The sequence below is a fragment of the Pseudomonas corrugata genome (assembly GCF_050920615.1).
Classification (GTDB): domain Bacteria; phylum Pseudomonadota; class Gammaproteobacteria; order Pseudomonadales; family Pseudomonadaceae; genus Aquipseudomonas; species Aquipseudomonas corrugata.
Genome location: NZ_CP130434.1, coordinates 5,649,890 through 5,669,331 on the forward strand (window position 1 = coordinate 5,649,890; position 19,442 = coordinate 5,669,331).

At 60.3% G+C, this 19,442-nt stretch carries 19 protein-coding genes and 1 tRNA gene; 11 read left to right on the plus strand and 9 right to left on the minus strand.

The window, feature by feature from the left end:
* Window positions 1–6: 6 nt before the first annotated feature.
* From phrB to QZH45_RS25215, 3 genes are all read left to right on the plus strand, one after another.
* Window positions 7–1,461 carry a deoxyribodipyrimidine photo-lyase gene (gene phrB, locus QZH45_RS25205; RefSeq protein WP_055135139.1) on the plus strand — a complete coding sequence of 485 codons (1,455 nt, stop codon included), beginning with the start codon at window positions 7–9 and terminating at the stop codon, window positions 1,459–1,461.
* Window positions 1,462–1,586: 125 nt separating this feature from the next.
* Window positions 1,587–2,345, plus strand: a complete 759-nt coding sequence (locus QZH45_RS25210) for an SDR family NAD(P)-dependent oxidoreductase (protein ID WP_024778143.1) — start codon at window positions 1,587–1,589, stop codon at window positions 2,343–2,345.
* A 28-nt stretch (window positions 2,346–2,373) separates the two neighbouring features.
* Window positions 2,374–2,679 carry a YkgJ family cysteine cluster protein gene (locus QZH45_RS25215; protein WP_024778144.1) on the plus strand — a complete coding sequence of 102 codons (306 nt, stop codon included), beginning with the start codon at window positions 2,374–2,376 and terminating at the stop codon, window positions 2,677–2,679.
* A gap of 170 nt (window positions 2,680–2,849) precedes the next feature.
* Here QZH45_RS25215 and QZH45_RS25220 read toward each other — a convergent pair whose 3' ends face one another.
* The 6 genes from QZH45_RS25220 to hemA all read right to left on the minus strand — a co-directional run bounded on the left by QZH45_RS25220 (window position 2,850) and on the right by hemA (window position 8,223).
* On the minus strand, window positions 2,850–3,368 hold the full coding sequence (locus tag QZH45_RS25220; protein ID WP_024778145.1) for an acyloxyacyl hydrolase: 519 nt from the start codon (window positions 3,366–3,368) through the stop codon (window positions 2,850–2,852).
* A 111-nt stretch (window positions 3,369–3,479) separates the two neighbouring features.
* Window positions 3,480–4,271 carry a glutamate racemase gene (gene murI, locus QZH45_RS25225; protein ID WP_055135140.1) on the minus strand — a complete coding sequence of 264 codons (792 nt, stop codon included), beginning with the start codon at window positions 4,269–4,271 and terminating at the stop codon, window positions 3,480–3,482.
* Window positions 4,264–5,019 carry a molybdopterin-synthase adenylyltransferase MoeB gene (locus tag QZH45_RS25230; RefSeq protein ID WP_053191890.1) on the minus strand — a complete coding sequence of 252 codons (756 nt, stop codon included), beginning with the start codon at window positions 5,017–5,019 and terminating at the stop codon, window positions 4,264–4,266. Before QZH45_RS25230 ends, murI begins: the two co-directional genes overlap by 8 nt.
* Window positions 5,013–5,843: a peptide chain release factor N(5)-glutamine methyltransferase gene (prmC, locus tag QZH45_RS25235; protein ID WP_055135141.1), complete on the minus strand. Its 831-nt coding sequence runs from the start codon at window positions 5,841–5,843 to the stop codon at window positions 5,013–5,015. Before prmC ends, QZH45_RS25230 begins: the two co-directional genes overlap by 7 nt.
* 11 nt (window positions 5,844–5,854) lie before the next feature.
* The gene (gene prfA, locus QZH45_RS25240; protein ID WP_055135142.1) at window positions 5,855–6,937 is read right to left on the minus strand and encodes a peptide chain release factor 1; all 1,083 of its coding nucleotides are present in this window, start codon (window positions 6,935–6,937) and stop codon (window positions 5,855–5,857) included.
* Entirely contained in the window at window positions 6,934–8,223 is a 1,290-nt protein-coding gene (gene hemA, locus QZH45_RS25245; protein ID WP_024778150.1) for a glutamyl-tRNA reductase, read from the minus strand. Before hemA ends, prfA begins: the two co-directional genes overlap by 4 nt.
* Window positions 8,224–8,395: 172 nt before the next feature.
* Here hemA and QZH45_RS25250 point away from each other — a divergent pair, with 172 nt between their 5' ends.
* The 8 genes from QZH45_RS25250 (at window position 8,396) to ychF (ending at window position 15,303) form a co-directional block, all read left to right on the plus strand.
* Complete coding sequence (locus QZH45_RS25250) at window positions 8,396–10,120, plus strand: tetratricopeptide repeat protein (protein ID WP_055135143.1); 1,725 nt, start codon at window positions 8,396–8,398, stop codon at window positions 10,118–10,120.
* Between the two features lie 3 nt (window positions 10,121–10,123).
* The gene (lolB, locus tag QZH45_RS25255; RefSeq protein ID WP_024778152.1) at window positions 10,124–10,741 is read left to right on the plus strand and encodes a lipoprotein insertase outer membrane protein LolB; all 618 of its coding nucleotides are present in this window, start codon (window positions 10,124–10,126) and stop codon (window positions 10,739–10,741) included.
* 1 nt (window position 10,742) lies between these two features.
* Window positions 10,743–11,594, plus strand: a complete 852-nt coding sequence (ispE, locus tag QZH45_RS25260; protein ID WP_024778153.1) for a 4-(cytidine 5'-diphospho)-2-C-methyl-D-erythritol kinase — start codon at window positions 10,743–10,745, stop codon at window positions 11,592–11,594.
* Between the two features lie 37 nt (window positions 11,595–11,631).
* Window positions 11,632–11,706 (plus strand) — tRNA-Gln (locus tag QZH45_RS25265).
* 47 nt (window positions 11,707–11,753) lie between these two features.
* Window positions 11,754–12,695 carry a ribose-phosphate pyrophosphokinase gene (locus QZH45_RS25270; protein WP_003205529.1) on the plus strand — a complete coding sequence of 314 codons (942 nt, stop codon included), beginning with the start codon at window positions 11,754–11,756 and terminating at the stop codon, window positions 12,693–12,695.
* Between the two features lie 137 nt (window positions 12,696–12,832).
* Window positions 12,833–13,435 (plus strand): 50S ribosomal protein L25/general stress protein Ctc, encoded by a 603-nt coding sequence (locus QZH45_RS25275; protein ID WP_024778154.1) that lies wholly within the window; start codon window positions 12,833–12,835, stop codon window positions 13,433–13,435.
* 161 nt (window positions 13,436–13,596) lie between these two features.
* Window positions 13,597–14,181, plus strand: a complete 585-nt coding sequence (pth, locus tag QZH45_RS25280) for an aminoacyl-tRNA hydrolase (protein WP_024778155.1) — start codon at window positions 13,597–13,599, stop codon at window positions 14,179–14,181.
* Window positions 14,182–14,202: 21 nt separating this feature from the next.
* Window positions 14,203–15,303, plus strand: coding sequence for a redox-regulated ATPase YchF (ychF, locus tag QZH45_RS25285; protein WP_024778156.1), 1,101 nt, complete (start codon window positions 14,203–14,205; stop codon window positions 15,301–15,303).
* A gap of 152 nt (window positions 15,304–15,455) precedes the next feature.
* Here ychF and QZH45_RS25290 read toward each other — a convergent pair whose 3' ends face one another.
* Genes QZH45_RS25290 through QZH45_RS25300 form a run of 3 tightly spaced genes read right to left on the minus strand, consistent with a single transcriptional unit; the run spans window position 15,456 to window position 19,442 of the window.
* Complete coding sequence (locus tag QZH45_RS25290) at window positions 15,456–16,724, minus strand: cation:proton antiporter (protein ID WP_055135144.1); 1,269 nt, start codon at window positions 16,722–16,724, stop codon at window positions 15,456–15,458.
* On the minus strand, window positions 16,724–18,169 hold the full coding sequence (locus tag QZH45_RS25295; protein WP_053191830.1) for a pyridoxal phosphate-dependent decarboxylase family protein: 1,446 nt from the start codon (window positions 18,167–18,169) through the stop codon (window positions 16,724–16,726). The genes QZH45_RS25290 and QZH45_RS25295 overlap by 1 nt, the downstream gene beginning before the upstream one ends.
* On the minus strand, window positions 18,159–19,442 hold the full coding sequence (locus QZH45_RS25300) for an ATP-grasp domain-containing protein (protein WP_024778159.1): 1,284 nt from the start codon (window positions 19,440–19,442) through the stop codon (window positions 18,159–18,161). Before QZH45_RS25300 ends, QZH45_RS25295 begins: the two co-directional genes overlap by 11 nt.

The following is a 19,442-nucleotide window of genomic DNA, read 5'->3' on the forward strand; positions in this document are numbered from 1 at the left end:
ACCCCCATGCAACTGATCTGGCTGCGCAGCGACCTGCGCCTGAACGACAATACCGCGCTGGCCGCAGCTGCCGCCGCGGGGCCTTGTGTGGCGGTGTACCTGACGAGCCCGGGGCAATGGCGTGTCCACGATGACGCACCGTGCAAGATCGATTTCTGGCTTCGCAATCTGGCTTCGTTGAGCGCAGCCTTGGCCGAACTGAACATCCCCTTGCTGATCCGCCCCGCGCCGCACTGGGATCAGGCGCCGTCGGTACTGCTCACCCTGTGCCGCGAACTGAGCATCAATGCCGTTCATGTGAACGAAGAATACGGGGTAAATGAAACCCGGCGCGATGCCGAAGCAGCCCAATGCCTGAAAGCCAACGGCATCGACTTTCACAGCTATCTCGACCAGTTGCTGTTCAAGCCCGGCAGCGTACTGACCCGGACCGGCAGTTATTTCCAAGTGTTCAGCCAGTTTCGCAAAGTCTGCTACAGCCGCCTGCACCTTTCGCTGCCGAAGCTGATCCGCGCACCGTCCCGGCAGGCACCAACCAATATCCACAGCGACCCGGTGCCGACTCAGGTAGAAGGCTTTGCTCTTCCCGGCGATTCCCTGCGCGCCCTCTGGCCCGCCGGTGAAAACGAAGCCCGGCGACGCCTCGACACCTTTGTCGATCAACACCTGGACTTCTACCAGAGCGAACGGGACTTCCCGGCCAGGCCCGGTACCAGCCAGCTTTCAGCTTACCTGGTCGCTGGCGTAGTCTCGCCGCGCCAGTGCCTGCACGCAGCATTGCAAGCCAACCAGGGTGAATTCGAGAGCGGAAATGTCGGTGCTGTGACCTGGATCAATGAATTGCTCTGGCGCGAGTTCTATAAACACATTCTGGTGGGCTTTCCCCGTGTGTCCCGTCATCGTGCATTCCGCCCGGAAACCGAAGCCCTGGCTTGGCGCAATGCGCCTGAAGAACTGACTGCCTGGAAGCAGGCACGCACTGGTCTGCCGATTATCGATGCAGCCATGCGCCAGTTGCTGGAAACAGGATGGATGCACAACCGCTTACGGATGGTCGTCGCGATGTTTCTCACCAAGAATCTGCTTATCGACTGGCGCGAAGGCGAGCGCTTTTTCATGCAACACCTGATCGACGGAGACCTGGCCGCCAATAACGGTGGCTGGCAATGGAGCGCCTCCACCGGCACCGATGCGGCGCCCTGGTTCCGCATCTTCAACCCATTGAGTCAATCTGAAAAATTCGATCGTAAGGGCCTGTTTATCAAACGCTGGTTACCTGAGCTGAACGATCTTGATGAGCAACAGGTCCATAACCCTTTGGACGGGTTGTTTAACAGGGCGGACTATCCGGCTCCGATCGTCAATCTCAGCCAATCCAGGGAGCGTGCGCTGGGGGCTTTCAGGAATCTGCCAACGCGACAACAGGCCATGATTGAAAAGCCGGGCGATCAGCGAACATGAAACTATCGCTATCCGGATGCACGCCCAGCCAGACGAGATATAGTCGGACCAGGCAGAAGGACTTTGCCTGCCGTAGACGTCCCCTACCTGTCGCGGCGTGTCGCCCCGACTAAAAGGAGTATGGAATGGGTCAGAGACCACCACGACGGTATTGGCTGACGGGCGCTGGTAACGGAGTCGGCGCTTCCTTGGCCCAGGCAATACTCGAAACCGGGGCAAACCTGGCCATCAGTTCAAGCTCGGCTCAATCCTGCGAAGCGCTCTCGGCACGTTATCCGGGCCACGTACTGACGATGCCCGGCGACTTGACCGACGGCCAGACGGTACGCGACATCACTGATCGAATCGCTCAGCAGTGGGGGGCCCTGGACACGCTGATCCTGAACGCCGGCACTACCGAGTACGTCAACAGTCAGCTCCCCGACGCGTCTCTCATCGAACACATTGTGCGCAGCAACCTGATGGTCGCAAGCCTTTGCATCGAAACAGCCTCGCCATTGCTGCGTGCCGGCACCGCGCCCCTGCTGGTGGGAATCATCAGCCCGGCAACCTCCCTGTCACCGTCCCACACCGAGGGCGGCAACGGGGCAATGCGTTATCTGTTCGAATCGGCTCGCGCCTCCGAAAACATCGACATAACGCTCGTTCGACCGGACTTCGATAACGCGCTCGGGAGCCTGGCGGACTTTCCGGCCACACCAGGGTCGGCAGACGAAGCGGCCGCCTACATCCTGAGTCAGTTGGTCGAACGCCCCCATGAAGTGCTCCTCCCTGTCACGGCCCTGACCGCGCTGTGGCCGTTACCAACACCGGGCCAGACCGCACAGGCGGACATCGATCCTTGCCAGGTAAGCGCCAGGTCACCGATCAAGGGTCGACCGTGAGCGGCCCGGTTGCCTTACACTGCGCGCCATGGAAACCATCCCTCTCGCTGACCTCACTGCACCGACCGTTACGTGCTCAACGTGCGCGGCGTGCTGCTGCCAACTGGAAGTGCTGCTGATCACCGATACCGGCGTCCCGCAACGCTTCATCGCCACGGACGATTGGGGTGGGGAAGTCATGCTGCGCCTTGATGACGGCTGGTGCGCTGCGCTGGATCGCGACAGCATGAAGTGCACCATCTACGAAAAACGCCCGCTGATCTGTCGGGAGTTCGAAATGGGAGCACCGGAATGCATTGAGGAACGCCGCGGGATCACGACGGCGTATCGGTAGAGCACGAGCGCCAACTGATCCTCTGCTATCGCGAGCAGGGGTTGGAGGGACCATCGATCTGACGGCCACCTCGAAACACTAATGTGGGAGCGAGCCTGCTCGCGATAGCGGTGGTACGGTCATCATCACAGCCAATGCCCCACCGCCGTTACAAGCGGGCTCCATCAGTATCAAAGCGGCATCGTGTAGTGCAGGGCGTAGCTCTCCACGCCATCGTTGGTCGACTTGATGCCCGCATTGGAATAGTGAGTGGCGCGAATGCCCACTTCATGTCCGCCAGTGAAGCGCAGGCCGAAGCCGATGCGATCTTCGAACTGGAAAGCGGTACCGAGCTTGTTATCTTCCACCTCGGTCTTGTCGAACAGCGCAACGCCCACACCGGCCTCGATGTAAGGTTTCACGTTCTCACCGGAAAATTCATACACGAAGACGGGCGAAAACGACAGGCTATGGTTACTGGACGTCTTATCCCCTTCCCAGTAGGTGTAGGCACCGCTCCAGTAGCCGGTCAGACGACCTACGTCGCTTTGCCACCAACTCTTGTCCCAATCGAATTGCATCCCCAGACGATAAGTCATGGTCGAGTCGCTGGTCTGGCCGACCCCGAACTCCACACCCGCAGCCTGTGCGGTGTAGGTGTGCCCCAGCAATGCAGCCGCAAATGCGGCAAAGCAGAATAAGCGCTTCATTAGAAACATCCTTTTCCGACGAACATAGTTAGTTTTTTGTTACAGGCAAAGCTATAGAAATCCGCGCTAGAACAGAAGTTCAGCAGCATTTACGGAATTTTCACATTTTGCTTACAGATTGAAGCTTCGCACAAGGCCAGACGAATGCCATAGCGTCGGTAGGATATTTCTTAAATGTGTCGGATCAGCACTACTCCAGAATTGAGTTTCGCTGGCCGGCCCCTCTGCCAACAACCCACGTTCGGCCAGCAGGCGCTGAAGTTGTCGAGCCACGGCTGCGCCCGTGTCGATCAGGCTGATGTGATCCGGGATCATTTGCTTGAGCAATGGTCTGAGGAACGGATAGTGCGTGCAACCCAGGATCAGCGTATCGCAGCCGGCTGCCAGCAATGGATCAACGTAATGTTGCAGCAACTGATGCAAGGCCGGACTCTGCAAGTCACCCGCCTCAATCAGCTCCACCAGCCCGGGACACGGTTGAGTGATGACCTGTACATCGGTGGCGAAACGGTCGAGCAAGGCGGCGAACTTGGCGCTCTGCAAAGTACCAGTGGTGGCCAGTACGCCGACAATGCCACTGCGGGTAGCGGCGGCGGCCGGCTTGACCGCCGGCTCCATGCCGACGATGGGCCAGTGGGGAAAGTCGCGACGCAAATCAGCCACCGCAGCGACCGTCGCGGTGTTGCAAGCCACCACCAACGCCTTGGCACCCTGGCCGAGGAGAAAATCGGCAATGATCGCGCAGCGCTGTCGGATGTATTCCGGCGTTTTCTCGCCGTAGGGAATATGCCCGCAGTCAGCGACGTACAACAGCGATTCGTTCGGCAGCAGCCGACGAATTTCCCCCAGCACCGACAATCCGCCGACACCCGAGTCGAGCACGCCGACCGGCGCCTCACTCATGTGGGTCACCACAGACACTGCACGCCGGGTCACGCTTGACCCGCAATTCGCGGAACCGCGTACCCAAGGCATCGATCAACAACAGGCGCCCCACCAACGGCTCACCAAAACCGGCCAGCAGCTTCAAGGCTTCAAGGGCTTGCAGACTGCCCACCAAGCCCACCAACGGCCCAAGCACCCCTGCTTCGCTGCAGGTCAACTCGGCCTCGCTGCCGTGGCCGTAGAGGCAGTGATAGCAAGGGCTTTCGGGACGACGGGGATCGAACACCGAAAGCTGGCCCTCGAGACGGATCGCCGCACCGCTGACCAGCGGCTTGCCCGCCGCGACACACGCCGCGTTGACCGCCGTGCGCGTCGAGAAATTATCGGAACAGTCCAGCACCAGATCCACCGCCGCCACAGCCACGGCCAGGCTGTCTTCGTCCATGGCCGCCGGATGAGGCACCAGTCGAACCTCGGGGTTGATCGCCGCAAGGCGACGCATGGCCGAATCGACCTTGCTCAGGCCGACGCTGTCGGTGTCGTGGATGATCTGGCGTTGCAGGTTGGTCAGGTCGACCGTGTCGAAGTCTGCCAGGTGCAGCTCGCCAACGCCCGCGGCGGCCAGATAGAGCGCCACCGGCGCACCGAGGCCACCAAGACCGACGATCAACGCACGACTCTGCTTGAGGCGCAACTGGCCGCCGATGTCCACCTGTTGCAGCAGTATCTGCCGGCTGTAGCGCAACAACTCCTGATCGTTCAGCACGGCAGGCACCCCAGGCTGATGCGTTCATGGCCGCCCAGGTCCTTGCGACTGTGGACCTCGGAGAAACCCTGGATTTGCAACAGATCCCGCACCGCACCGGCCTGATCGTAACCGTGCTCGAGCATCAACCAGCCGCCCGGCGCCAGGTGATCCGGTGCCTGGACGATGATTTCGCGCAGATCATCGAGCCCATCCTGGCCCGCGACCAATGCACTGGAAGGTTCGAAACGCACGTCGCCTTCGGCCAGGTGCGGATCGGCGGCGGCAATATAAGGCGGGTTGCTGATGATCAACTCGAAACGCTCGCCATCCAAAGCACTGAACCAGTGACTGCTCAGCACCGTGACGTTGACCAGGCCCAGGCGCTGGCGATTGCGTTCGGCCAAGGCGACGGCCTCCAGCACCCGGTCGACCGCCGTGACCTTCCAGGCTTGACGCTCGCTGGCCAGGGCCAGGGCAATCGCGCCGCTGCCGGTGCCCAGATCCAGAACCCTGGCCGCAGCGGCCGGCAACAAGGCCAGCGCGGTTTCCACCAGCAACTCAGTGTCCGGACGCGGGATCAGGGTATGGGGCGCGACTTCCAGGTCGAGCTTCCAGAAGCCCTGCTGTCCCAGGATATAGGCCACCGGCTCACCGGAGCGACGCCGATGCAGATATTCGGAAAACAGCAGGGCGGCCTCGCTTGGCACGATCCGCTCGGGCCAGGTGTGCAGGAAGCTGCGGGACTTGCCCAGCGCAGCCGCCAGCAGTAACTCGGTATCCAGTTTTGGCGTGGGTGAATCCGGCAACTCGGCGGCACGTAGCAGACTGGCGATGATGGTCATGTGTTCACCTTTTATTCGCCAATCGCGGCCAGTTGATCGGCCTGATATTCGGCCAGCAGCGGTTCGATCACCGCATCGACACCGCCGGCCAGGATTTCATCCAGGGAATACAAGGTCAGGTTGACCCGGTGATCGGTGACCCGGCCCTGGGCAAAGTTGTAGGTGCGGATGCGCTCGGAACGATCCCCCGAGCCCACCAGCAACTTGCGCTCGCTGGCGATGGCACTGGCCGCGGCGCTGGTCTGCTGGTCGTTGAGCTTGGCCGACAACCAGGCCATGGCGCGGGCCCGGTTCTTGTGTTGGGAGCGCTCTTCCTGACACTCGACCACGATGCCCGAAGGCAAGTGGGTGATGCGGATCGCCGAGTCGGTCTTGTTGACATGCTGTCCGCCCGCGCCGGAGGAACGGTAGGTGTCGATCCGCAGGTCCGCCGGGTTGATCTCGATGACTTCCTGTTCGTCCGGCTCGGGCAATACCGCCACCGTGCAGGCCGAGGTATGAATGCGCCCCTGGGACTCGGTGGCCGGCACACGCTGTACACGGTGGGCGCCTGATTCGAACTTCAGCTTGCCGTAGACGTTGTCGCCTTCGACCCTGGCGATGACTTCCTTATAGCCGCCATGCTCCCCTTCGTTTTCCGACAGGATCTCCACGCGCCAGCCACGCCGCTCGGCGTAGCGCGAGTACATGCGAAACAGGTCGCCGGAGAAGATCGCCGCCTCATCGCCGCCGGTACCGGCACGGATTTCCAGGAAGACGTTCCGACCGTCGTTAGGATCCTTGGGCAGCAGCATGCGTTGCAGATTGCTTTCAAGTTCGACCAACTGCTCCTTGGCCTCGCGCACTTCCAATGCCGCCATTTCCCGCAGGTCCGGGTCGCTGTCCTTGAGCAGCGCCTGGGCACCGGCGAGGTCGTCCTGCACTTTGAGCAACTGTTTATAGGTGGCGACAATCGGCTCGACTTCCGCGTACTCCTTGGAATAGGTGCGGAATTTGTTCTGGTCGGAAATGACTTCGCCATCGCCCAGCAAGGCGGTCAGTTCTTCGAAACGGTCCTGGAGGGTGTCCAGTTTATTGAGCAGTGACGCTTTCATTGCGATTTCTTATCCGAAAAGCTATCCGGTGAACCCTCACCGAGGGCAAAGAGTTCCTGGGCCATGGCCAGTGCATCGAGGCGACCCTCGGCAGTCAGTTTCTTGAGCTGGACACTGGGGGCGTGGAGCAATTTATTGGTCAGGCCACGGGCCAGTTGCACCAGCACCTCTTCGGCGCTGCCGCCGTTGGCCAGCAGGCGCTGGGCCTTTTGCAGCTCTTCATCGCGCAAGCGCTCGCTCTGCTGACGATAGGCCTTGAGCACATCCACCGCAGCCAGCTCGCGCAGGCGCACCATGAAGTCCTCGGCGCCGATGGTGATCATTTCTTCCGCCGCCTGGGCCGCGCCCTGCCGGCTCTTGAGGTTCTCGGCGACCACTTCGTGCAGGTCATCGACGCTATAGAGGTACACGTCGTCCAGCTCGCCGACTTCCGGCTCGATGTCCCGGGGTACGGCAATGTCCACCATGAAGATCGGCTTGTGCTTGCGCAGCTTCAGGGCGCTTTCCACCGCGCCCTTGCCCAGGATCGGCAACTGGCTGGCGGTGGAACTGATGACGATGTCGCTGTGTACCAACTCGGCCGGGATATCCGAGAGCAGCACCGCGTGGGCGCCGAACTGTTCGGCCAGGGTACTGGCTCGCTCCAGGGTCCGGTTGGCGACGACGATGCGCTTGACCCCCAGGTCGTGCAGATGGCGGGCAACCAGGGTGATGGTCTCGCCGGCGCCGATCAGCAGCGCCTGGCTGCGTTGCAGATCGCTGAAAATCTGTTTTGCCAGGCTGACGGCGGCAAACGCCACGGACACAGGGTTCTCGCCAATGGCGGTGTCGGTACGTACCTGCTTGGCGGCATTGAACGTGGCCTGGAACAGCCGCCCGAGCAGCGGGCCGACCGTACCGGCTTCGCGGGCCACGGCATAGGCCGACTTCATCTGGCCGAGGATCTGCGGCTCGCCCAGCACCAGCGAATCGAGCCCGGAGGCGACGCGCATCATGTGACGAACGGCCGCATCGTCTTCATGCACATAGGCACTGGCGCGTAGCTCTTCAAGGCTCAGGTTGTGATATTCGGCCAGCCAGCGCAGCACGGCATCGACCGAAACATGATCCTGTTCTACATAGAGTTCGCTGCGATTGCAGGTAGAGAGGATCGCAGCCTCACGGCTCTCTGTAAGCCGGCAGAGCTGCTGCAGGGCCTCCACCAGCTGCTCAGGCGTAAAGGCCACGCGCTCGCGGACGTCTACTGAAGCAGTCTTGTGGTTGATACCAAGTGCAAGGAAGGCCATTCAAGGTCGCTGATGGTGACGTGAAGCCGGCAATTGTCCTACTTCGCCAGATCCAGAACAACCACTGCATCTCTATCGCCCTCCCTCGCTTCGTAAATCGACGGGGCGGTTATGTTTGACCGAAGGCTTGTGTCATGATGATCCGACCGCAGGTTAGTCGTCCTCTTCCTATATGAATAGATCTTCCGCGTTGCTCCTCGCTCTTGCCTTGCTCAGCGGCTGCCAATCCATGGCCCCCGTTTCGACGGACGGTACGCCGCCGGTCGAAGACAGCACGCAGGCACCTGAAAAACCCAAGGTCTACGGCTCGTTCAGCGAAGAAACCATCTTCAGCCTGTTGAGCGCCGAACTGGCAGGCCAGCGCAATCGCTTCGACATTGCGCTGGACAACTACGTGACCCAGGCCATCAATACCCAGGACCCGGGCATCTCAGAGCGGGCGTTCCGCATCGCCGAATACCTGGGGGCCGACCAGGCCGCGCTGGATACCGCGCTGATCTGGGCCCGCAACGCCCCGGACGACCTCGAAGCGCAACGCGCCGCCGCCGTACAACTGGCCCGCGCTGGGCGTTACGACGATTCCATGACCTATATGGAGAAAGTCCTGCAGGGCAAGGGTGATACCCACTTCGACTTCCTCGCCCTATCGGCTGCCGATACGGACCAGGAAACCCGCGGCGGCCTGATGAAGAGCTTCGACCGCTTGTTGGAACGCCATCCGAACAACGGACAGTTGATTTTCGGCAAGGCCTTGTTGCTGCAACAGGATGGCGATGCCCAGGGCGCCCTCACCCTGCTGGAAGACAACCCGCCGGAAGCCGGCGAGGTGGCGCCGATCCTGCTGCGCGCTCGACTGCTGCAAGGCTTGAACCGCGGCGACGAAGCACTGCCGTTGCTGGAAAAAAGCATCAGGAAGTATCCGGACGACAAGCGCCTGCGCCTCACCTACGCCCGCATGCTGGTGGAAAACAACCGCATGGACGATGCCAAGGTGGAGTTCTCCAGCCTGGTCCAGCAGTACCCCGAAGACGACGAATTGCGTTACTCCCTGGCACTGGTCTGCCTGGAAGCCAAGGCCTGGGACGAGGCCAGGGGCTATCTGGAAGACCTGATCGCCCGGGAAAGCCATGTCGATTCGGCGCACCTGAACCTGGGGCGCATTGCCGAAGAACGCAACGACCCGGAAAGCGCGCTGATCGAGTATGCCCAGGTCGGCCCGGGCAATGACTACCTGCCGGCACAGTTGCGCCAGGCCGATATCCTGATCGGCAATGGCAAGACTGCCGAGGCCCAGAGTCGCCTGGCCGTACAACGCGACGCCCAGCCGGACTATGGCATCCAGCTCTACCTGATTGAAGCCGAAACCCTGTCGGCCAACAATCAGGGCGACAAAGCCTGGAACGTGCTGCAACAGGCCCTGAAGCAATACCCGGACGACCTGAACCTGTTGTATACCCGAGCCATGCTGGCGGAAAAACGCAACGACCTGGCCCAGATGGAAAAAGACCTGCGCCTGATCATCCAGCGCGACCCCGACAACGCCATGGCCTTGAATGCCCTTGGCTATACCCTGTCGGACCGCACCACCCGCTATGCCGAAGCCAAGGTACTGATCGAGCAGGCCCACCAGCTCAACCCGGAAGACCCGGCGGTGCTCGACAGCCTCGGCTGGGTGAATTTCCGCCTGGGTAACCTCGACGAAGCCGAACGCCTGCTGCGCCAGGCCCTGGAGCGCTTTCCCGATCAGGAAGTCGCCGCTCACCTGGGCGAGGTCCTGTGGACCGCCGGAAAACAGCGTGAGGCCCGGCAGATCTGGAGCAAGTTCCTCAAGGACCAGCCCGACAGCCCCATCCTGCGCGGTACCATCAAACGCCTGACCGGATCAGAGACCCTTTAAGACATGTTTTTGCGCCACTTCATCGTTTTCAGCTTCATCGCCCTGCTCGCCGGCTGTGCGGGCTTCGGCGCCCGCGAATCCGTCCAGGGCCATGGAAATCCGGCCCAGTGGCGTGAACACAAGGCACAGCTGAGCGGCCTCGATGGCTGGCAGATCGACGGCAAGATCGGCATCCGCGCGCCGAAGGATTCGGGCAGCGGCACACTGTTCTGGCTGCAGCGCCAGGACTACTACGACATCCGCCTGTCCGGCCCGCTGGGACGCGGCGCAGCGCGCTTGACCGGTCGACCGGGGCAGGTTTCGCTGGAAGTCGCCAACCAGGGCCGCTACGAAGCCCCCACGCCCGAAGCCCTGCTTGAAGAGCAGTTGGGCTGGAAATTGCCGGTTTCCCACCTGACCTGGTGGGTGCGCGGGCTGCCGGCGCCGGACAGCAAAAGCCGCCTGACCCTCGACGCCGACAGCCGCCTGTCCAACCTGGAACAGGACGACTGGCAGATCGAATATCTCAGCTATGCCCAGCAGAACGGCTACTGGCTGCCCGAGCGGATCAAGCTGCACGGCAGCGACCTCGATGTCACGCTGGTGATCAAGCAATGGCAGCCGCGCAAGCTGGGGCAATGACATGACTGCTGCCCGCCTGACCCTGCCCTCCCCGGCCAAGCTCAACCTGATGCTGCACATCCTGGGTCGTCGTCCGGATGGATATCACGAGCTGCAAACGATCTTCCAGTTCCTGGACTACGGCGATGAAATCACCTTCGCAGTACGCGAGGACGGTGTCATTCGCCTGCACACCGAGTTCGAAGGCGTTCCCCACGACAGCAACCTGATCGTCAAGGCTGCAAAAAAAATCCAGGAGCAATCCGGTTGTTCGTTGGGCATCGACATCTGGATCGAAAAAATCCTGCCCATGGGCGGCGGTATCGGTGGCGGCAGCTCGAATGCGGCAACGACCCTGCTCGGGCTCAATCACCTGTGGCAGCTCGATTGGGACGTCGACCGCCTGGCGGCGCTGGGCCTGACGCTAGGGGCTGACGTGCCGGTTTTCGTGCGTGGCCACGCGGCTTTTGCCGAAGGCGTAGGGGAGAAACTCACGCCCGTCGAGCCCGAAGAACCCTGGTACCTGGTGCTGGTACCGCAAGTCTCTGTAAGTACAGCAGAAATTTTTTCAGATCCACTGTTGACACGTAACTCTCCTCCCATTAAAGTGCGCCCCGTTCCCAAGGGAAACAGTCGAAATGACTGCTTACCGGTGGTAGCAAGGCGTTACCCAGATGTTCGTAACGCATTGAATTTGTTAGGTAAATTTACCGAAGCAAAACTCACCGGAACTGGAAGTTGTGTGTTTGGGGGCTTCCCAAGCAAAGCTGAAGCTGATAAAGTCTCGGCCCTTCTGACAGAGACCCTTACAGGGTTTGTAGCGAAAGGAAGCAACGTTTCGATGTTGCATCGCAAGCTGCAAAGTCTGCTCTAAAAGGAATCGAGTGCTGGGCACTCGCAGCAACAGATACAGGGGCGTCGCCAAGCGGTAAGGCAGCAGGTTTTGATCCTGCCATGCGTTGGTTCGAATCCAGCCGCCCCTGCCATTTTCCTATACTCATCCAGGTATACCCTCAGCCTTCAGGTACTGCGCGTGTCCAAGATGATGGTCTTTACGGGGAACGCCAACCCCGATCTGGCTCGGCGTGTCGTACGTCAGCTGCATATCCCTCTCGGTGACATTTCTGTCGGTAAGTTCTCCGACGGCGAAATCACTGCCGAGATCAATGAAAACGTTCGCGGTAAAGACGTCTTCATTATTCAGCCGACTTGCGCTCCGACCAACGATAACCTGATGGAACTCGTCGTGATGGCTGATGCCTTCCGCCGTTCCTCGGCTACTCGTATCACTGCTGTTATTCCCTACTTTGGTTATGCCCGTCAGGATCGCCGTCCGCGTTCCGCGCGTGTGGCTATCAGCGCGAAAGTCGTGGCTGACATGCTCACCGTCGTCGGCATCGATCGTGTGCTCACGGTTGACCTGCATGCTGACCAGATCCAGGGTTTCTTCGATATTCCCGTGGACAACATCTACGGCTCCCCGGTCCTGGTGGATGACATTGAAGATCAGCGCTTCGAGAACCTGATGATCGTGTCCCCGGACATTGGTGGCGTCGTGCGTGCACGGGCGGTTGCCAAATCCCTGGGCGTGGATCTGGGTATCATCGACAAACGCCGTGAGAAAGCCAATCACTCCGAAGTGATGCATATCATCGGCGACGTCGAGGGGCGCACCTGTATCCTGGTTGACGACATGGTCGACACCGCAGGCACCCTGTGCCACGCGGCCAAGGCCCTGAAAGAGCATGGTGCTGCCAAGGTCTTTGCCTACTGCACACACCCTGTGCTGTCGGGTCGGGCAATCGAGAACATTGAAAATTCCGTGCTGGACGAGCTGGTGGTGACCAACACCATTCCGCTGTCCGCTGCCGCACAAGCCTGTGTACGTATCCGTCAACTGGATATCGCACCGGTGGTTGCAGAAGCGGTTCGCCGCATCAGCAATGAAGAATCGATCAGCGCGATGTTCCGCTAAGGGCCCTGCCCTTACATGACATCCCGTTGACGAAAAGCGCCCCGCCCCAACACTCATGTTGGGGCGGGGCTTTTTTGCCCATCCGCTTTGACGTCGGTCGCAGACGTCACCCGGAATGGCTATTTTGGAGATACAAAATGACTGATTTCATCCTGAACGCCCAAGCGCGTACCGACCTGGGGAAAGGTGCGAGCCGCCGCCTGCGTCGTCTCGCCAGCCAGGTTCCTGCCGTTGTATACGGTGGTGACAAGGCCCCTGAGTCCATCACCATGCTGGCCAAAGAAGTGGCCAAGCTGTTCGAAGACGAGGCTGCTTTCAGCCACGTAATCGAGCTGAACGTTGATGGCAAGAAGCAGAACGTCATCGTTAAAGCGATGCAGCGTCACCCGGCCAAGCAGTTCATCATGCACGCCGACTTCATTCGCGTCGTGGCTGGCCAGAAACTGACCGCTACCGTTCCAGTGCACTTCATCAACGAAGCTGCTCCGGTCAAGAAAGGCGGCGAAATCTCGCACGTGACTTCCGAGCTGGAAGTTTCCTGCCTGCCGAAAGACCTGCCTGAATTCATCGAAGTCGACCTGGCTGACGCAGAAGTCGGCACGATCATTCACCTGTCTGACCTCAAGGCCCCTAAAGGCGTTGAGTTCGTTGCCCTGGCACACGGTGATGACAAGGCTGTAGCCAACGTCCACGCTCCACGTGTTGCTCCAGAAGCTACCGAAGAAGGCGCAGCAGAGTAATTTCACTCTGTCGCCGGAGTGACCGGAAAACATCGCGGACTGGAACGTAGCGAGACAGCGGGCGGTAACGCGAAGTTTACTTAACGGTAGATCCGCATTGTTCGTCCACTGTCGCTACATCTGATCGCGACGTTATCCACACTCCAGGAAGGGCCCCTATCGTGACTGCCATCAAACTGATCGTTGGCCTGGGAAATCCAGGCACCGAATACGAACAGACCCGGCATAACGCAGGGGCCCTTTTTGTTGAGCGCATCGCGCACGCACAAGGCGTCAGCCTGGCGGCCGATCGCAAGTATTTCGGCCTGACCGGACGTTTCTCGCATCAAGGTCAGGATGTTCGCCTGTTGATTCCCACCACCTACATGAACCGCAGCGGCCAGGCCGTGGCGGCATTGGCCGGTTTCTTCCGCATAAAGCCTGAAGAAATCCTGGTGGCCCACGACGAACTCGATCTGCCTCCGGGCGTTGCCAAGCTCAAGCAGGGCGGCGGCCATGGCGGTCACAATGGGTTGCGCGACATCATCGCGCAGCTGGGTAATCAGAATACCTTTTACCGCCTGCGGCTTGGCATCGGCCACCCGGGCGTAGCCAGCATGGTTTCAAATTTTGTCCTGGGTCGCGCGCCTCGCGCCGAACAGGAAAAACTCGATGCCAGCATCGACTTTGCCCTCGGCGTGCTGCCGGATATCCTCGCCGGTGAATGGAACCGCGCGATGAAAAACCTGCACAGCCAGAAGGCCTGACTCTTACCGAGGGGAAACACCATGGGATTCAATTGCGGCATCGTCGGCCTGCCTAACGTCGGCAAGTCCACCCTGTTCAACGCCCTGACCAAATCCGGTATCGCGGCTGAGAACTTCCCCTTCTGCACCATCGAGCCGAACAGCGGTATCGTGCCGATGCCGGATTCGCGCCTGGACGCACTGGCGGCCATCGTCAACCCCAAGCGCATCCTGCCGACCACCATGGAGTTCGTCGACATCGCGGGCCTCGTGGCCGGTGCCTCCAAAGGTGAAGGCCTGGGCAACAAGTTCCTGGCCAACATCCGCGAAACCGACGCCATTGCCCACGTGGTGCGCTGCTTTGAAGACGAGAACGTGATTCACGTCTCCAACAGCGTCGACCCGAAGCGTGACATCGAGATCATCGACCTGGAACTGATCTTTGCCGACCTCGACAGCTGCGAGAAGCAACTGCAGAAAGTCGCCCGCAACGCCAAGGGTGGCGACAAGGACGCAGTGGTCCAGAAAGGCCTGCTGGAGCAATTGATCGCTCACTTCACCGAAGGCAAACCTGCGCGCAGCCTGATGAAGAACATGAGCACCGATGAAAAATTGGTGATCAAAGGCTTCCACCTGCTGACCACCAAACCGGTCATGTACATCGCCAACGTCGCCGAAGACGGTTTCGAGAACAACCCGCACCTGGACGTGGTCAAGGCCATCGCCGAAGAAGAAGGCGCCGTAGTGGTTCCGGTCTGCAACAAGATCGAAGCGGAAATCGCCGAGCTGGACGACGGCGAAGAGAAAGACATGTTCCTCGAAGCCCTGGGCCTTGAAGAGCCTGGCCTGAACCGTGTGATCCGCGCTGGCTATGAAATGCTTCACCTGCAGACCTACTTCACCGCCGGTGTCGAAGAAGTCCGTGCCTGGACCGTGCGTGTCGGTGCCACCGCACCGCAAGCCGCTGGCGTGATCCACACCGACTTCGAAAAAGGCTTCATCCGTGCCGAAGTGATCGCCTACAACGACTTCATTCAGTACAAGGGTGAAGCGGGCGCCAAGGAAGCCGGTAAATGGCGCCTGGAAGGCAAGGAATACATCGTCAAGGATGGCGACGTGATGCACTTCCGCTTTAACGTCTGAACCGCGCATAGTCTAAGGAGATTCCGTAGATTACCTCGGACTCCTGAAGAACCCGTGAAAGCCCCGAATTTCGGGGCTTTCTCGTTTCTATACCGAAGTCACCGCAATCGAGGTCGAAACGGAGGCGCGGCAAGACCTCATCCCTGGATGATCTAGGAATACTGCCCCACCGGCTGGACTGAAGCCGAGCGACCACTGTACTTCTGGATGGCATTGAGCAACGGCGAGGTGATCAGCGTTGAAACCAGAGCCATGATGACCAGAATTGAAAACAGCTGGGGCGGCATCAAGCCAAGGCTGTGGGCGATATTCAGCACCACTAGCTCCATGAGGGCACGCGTATTCAGCAGCGTGCCGATTTTCAAGGAGTCGGTCATTGAGAACCCCGCCAGCCTGGCGGCCAAGGTGCAACTGAGCCCCTTGCTCAAGCAAGCGCATAAGACCCACACAAAGCACCAAAGAATGTCCTGAGCAGTCACCATGGAGCCAATTTCAACTTTCATACCGGTGTAGAAGAAGAAAATCGGTACCAGGACGATGTTCACGAAAGGGCGCATCCGCAGGTTCCACTGCTCAAGCAAGGCTTTGCATTGATACAACGCGGTGCCCATCAGAAAGCCACCAACAACGGCGAACACCCCCAACCATGCGGTAATGACTGCGGTCACGAACACCCCGCCGATTATCGCGCCAAAGTGCGTATCGCTCAGCACGGCGGCATGCTGAGTATCAGCCTGCAGGCGTTTGATCAGCCAAGGACGCACATAGCGGAAGAACACCACCAGGAACAGCGCAATAGCCGCCAGTTTGAGCAGCGTCTGCGCCGCGCCTTGACCGCTGGTGAACACCACCACCGCCCCCAGGGCAATCCAGCCGATCAGGTCGTTGATCCCAGCCGCGGCAATCGCGGTCACTCCTGTCTCGCTGTTTTCCATCTTCAGCTCCAGGAGAATGCGACCAAGGATGGGCAGCGCGGTGATGGAGAAGGAGATACCGCAGATCAGCATCAACCCCAACAGATCAGGAACCGGGTAGTAGCGGGCATAGATGAAGGCGCAGAACATCCCGGTCAGATAAGGGATCGGAATGCCCAGTAAGGTGATCCAGCCCAGGGCCCGCTTGAGACGACGCTCGCGCAGCAGCTCGAAATCGAACTCCATGCCGATCTGGAACATCATCAGCACGATGCCCAACTGGGACATGACCGTCAGTACCTGTCCGGCGTTGGCATGCAGATACGCGCCGCCCTGCGGCCACAGTCCCCCCAGAAGTGCACCAAGAACGATGCCGCCAGTGATTTCACCCACAGCAAGGGGTTGACCAAAGCGCTGAGCGATTTTACCGGCAACCTGGCTGCAAAGGATGATGACGACCAACGCCGCCAACACAATGACTAGTAAGTTTTCGTGGGAATTGTTCATTACAAGATCCTAGGTAGCGAGAAGCCAAGTTCGTGCACCAGCCCGTCCAGGGCACGCTTGAACCGTTCCATGTCCAGCGTGGAGGTTTGATAGTTACTGATGGCAACGCGGATATAAACCTCGCCTTTCCACTCCAGCACGCTGGGGTAAGCCAGGTTTCGCTGCTGACAAAGAACAACCAGACGAGCCACACTTTCGGCATTGGCAGTCACAGGCCGAAAAGCGACCACCGGCATGATTTGCTGATCGGGTATCAAGCAATAAGCTGGATCGGCGCTCAGCAGCGCCCGCAAGTGCGCCGTTGCGCCGGTCATATTCCTCAGCAACTGCCGATAACCCTCCAGCCCCAGATGCTGCAGCAGGCACCACACGCCCAATGAACGAAATTGGCGAGTGCCATAGAGGTTCATCTTGAAAGTGTCGAGCTCACCACGTTCCTCCCAGTAAGGTCCGCCGGCCCAGAAACTGCTACCCAGCATCTCGCCGTTACGCACCAGCAGGCACCCGACGCCGAAGGAGGCGAACATCCACTTGCAAGGATCAAAGGTGATGGAATCCGCATCGTTCAATCCCTGCATGTGACGCCGGGCCTCGGGCAACGCCGCCAGCGCCAGCCCGGCGGCACCGTCAATGTGGAACCAGGCGTTGTAGCGGCGAGCCAGCTCGCCGATGCGCCGCAACGGATCAATCGCCCCGGTTGCAGTGGTACCCAGGACGCCGATCAGGCACATCGGCGTGTAGCCGAGCGCAACGTCATGGGCCAGTCGCTGCTCCAGTTGCTCCGGGAGCAAGGCGCCCTGCTCATCGGTGTCGATTTCCACCAGCGCATCCGCGGCAAAACCCAGCACGTCCAGGGCCTTGGCAATGGAAAAGTGTCCTTCTCGGGACATGTAGATCCGTGCCCCCGGGCCGTCGGCCCGATGCGTCTGCGGATGCTGGCGGTGCATCTGCTCGCGGGCCAACTTGAGCCCGATCAGATTGGCCAACGTACCACCCCCGGTGAATACCCCGCCGGGCAGACGCCCGACAACCGGGTCGAGGCCAAACAGCGAACGCAGGGCGTGCAGCACCTCGACCTCGACCATGGTCGCCGATGGCCCTGCACGCCAGGCCCCGGGGGTCTGATTCAGCGCACTGCCGAGGAAGTCCCCCAGCACCGCAGCAGGGTGAGGTCGCGGCGAAATATAACCGAAGTACAACGGGTGGCTGACGTTGCAGAGGCCCTGCTGCATCAGCTCCACGGCCTGCGCCAGGGTATCGTCCAGCGACTGACCGTGTTCGGGCATCGCGGTTGGATCTTGGATTCGGGCGGCAACCGAATCGCTTGCGGACCATAGGGGGAACTGCTCGGGCGCATCCTGGACGCTGGCAAACAACTCCAACACCCGCTTGCCCGCGGCGAGAATGTGCGAGTTGACGCCCAACTCCAGCGGCTCAGCAGTCATGAGCTACCCCCTGCGCCACAACCTGCAACCGAACCTGCTGCTGAATACCTTGGTGAATCTCCAGCAGTGCCTCACGACTCTCTCCCGCCAGAAGGTAATAACAGTAGTGGGGCTGAGCAGAGTCCGGCATGGCCTGCACCCAATCACCGGGACGGGCGAGCACCACCAACTCACGCAACTCCGCCAGTTGCTCAAAGATCTGCATGCCTTCGACAGCGAGCAACGTCCCGCTGGCTTCGATCACTACACCGCCAAACAACACCGCACCACACTCCCCCGCCGCTGCGGGCAATGGCATCTGTTCCAGAAGCAGGCGAATCTGAGCGGCATACACGTCGACTCCGCTCAACAGCTCAATGGTCTGCGCGGTGAAGCCGCCCCCAGGGCGCAACCCCGCTTCAAGTACCCGGGGCACGCCATGCTGATAGCGGATTTCGACGTGGGCGGCACCCTGGGTCAGGCCTAGCGCCCGCGCAGCGCGCACCGCAAGCTGACCAATCGAATGCTCCTGCTCGGCTCCCAGCGACGTGGGCCAGACAGAGGCCGATTCAGCAAAGTAAGGTCCTTGCCCGCCTTCTTTCTCCAACACCGCCAGAACCTGATCCGTACCGTCGGGCCGCAACAACAGATCGACGCTGACTTCCCGTCCTTCACAAAAGCTCTGGGCAATCAACTGGAGACTGCTATGACCGTAGGCAAAGCGATTACGGTCCTTGAGGGGATCTACATCAGTCGTCTGCTTGATCAGCTCATGCAGTGTCGCAAGGGCTTGCCGATACTGATGTTCGTCACCGACTGCAATCACGCCCTGGCTGTTCATCGAGTCGCTGAGCTTGACTACCACCCGTGACCCAAGCCGCTGGCAGACCTGCTCCCACGGGGTTTCCAGGGTCAACGGCAGCGTCGCCGGCACCGGTACGCCCTGCGTTTCCCACAACAACGCGGCCAGGTACTTATTGCGACTGCAGACAGCCGTGGCTACCGACATGCCCGGCAGGCCCAGATACTCGGATAACTGGGCGGTCGCCACTACCGTGCCCTCATTGACAGGCAACAGGGCACTGAAAGGATGTGCCGCGTGGTACTCGGCCGCGGCACTGAACAGAGCATCCGTCGGCCACAACGGCACCTGCAGTACAGCCTCGACCGCCGGGTGTTCAGCCAGAGCCCGTCCGTTGCCGATCAACACTACCCGATAACCCGCGGCGCCCAGACAATCCAGCAATCTCCGGCTGGGATAGGCATGAATAACGCCAATACGATGTGCTGACAT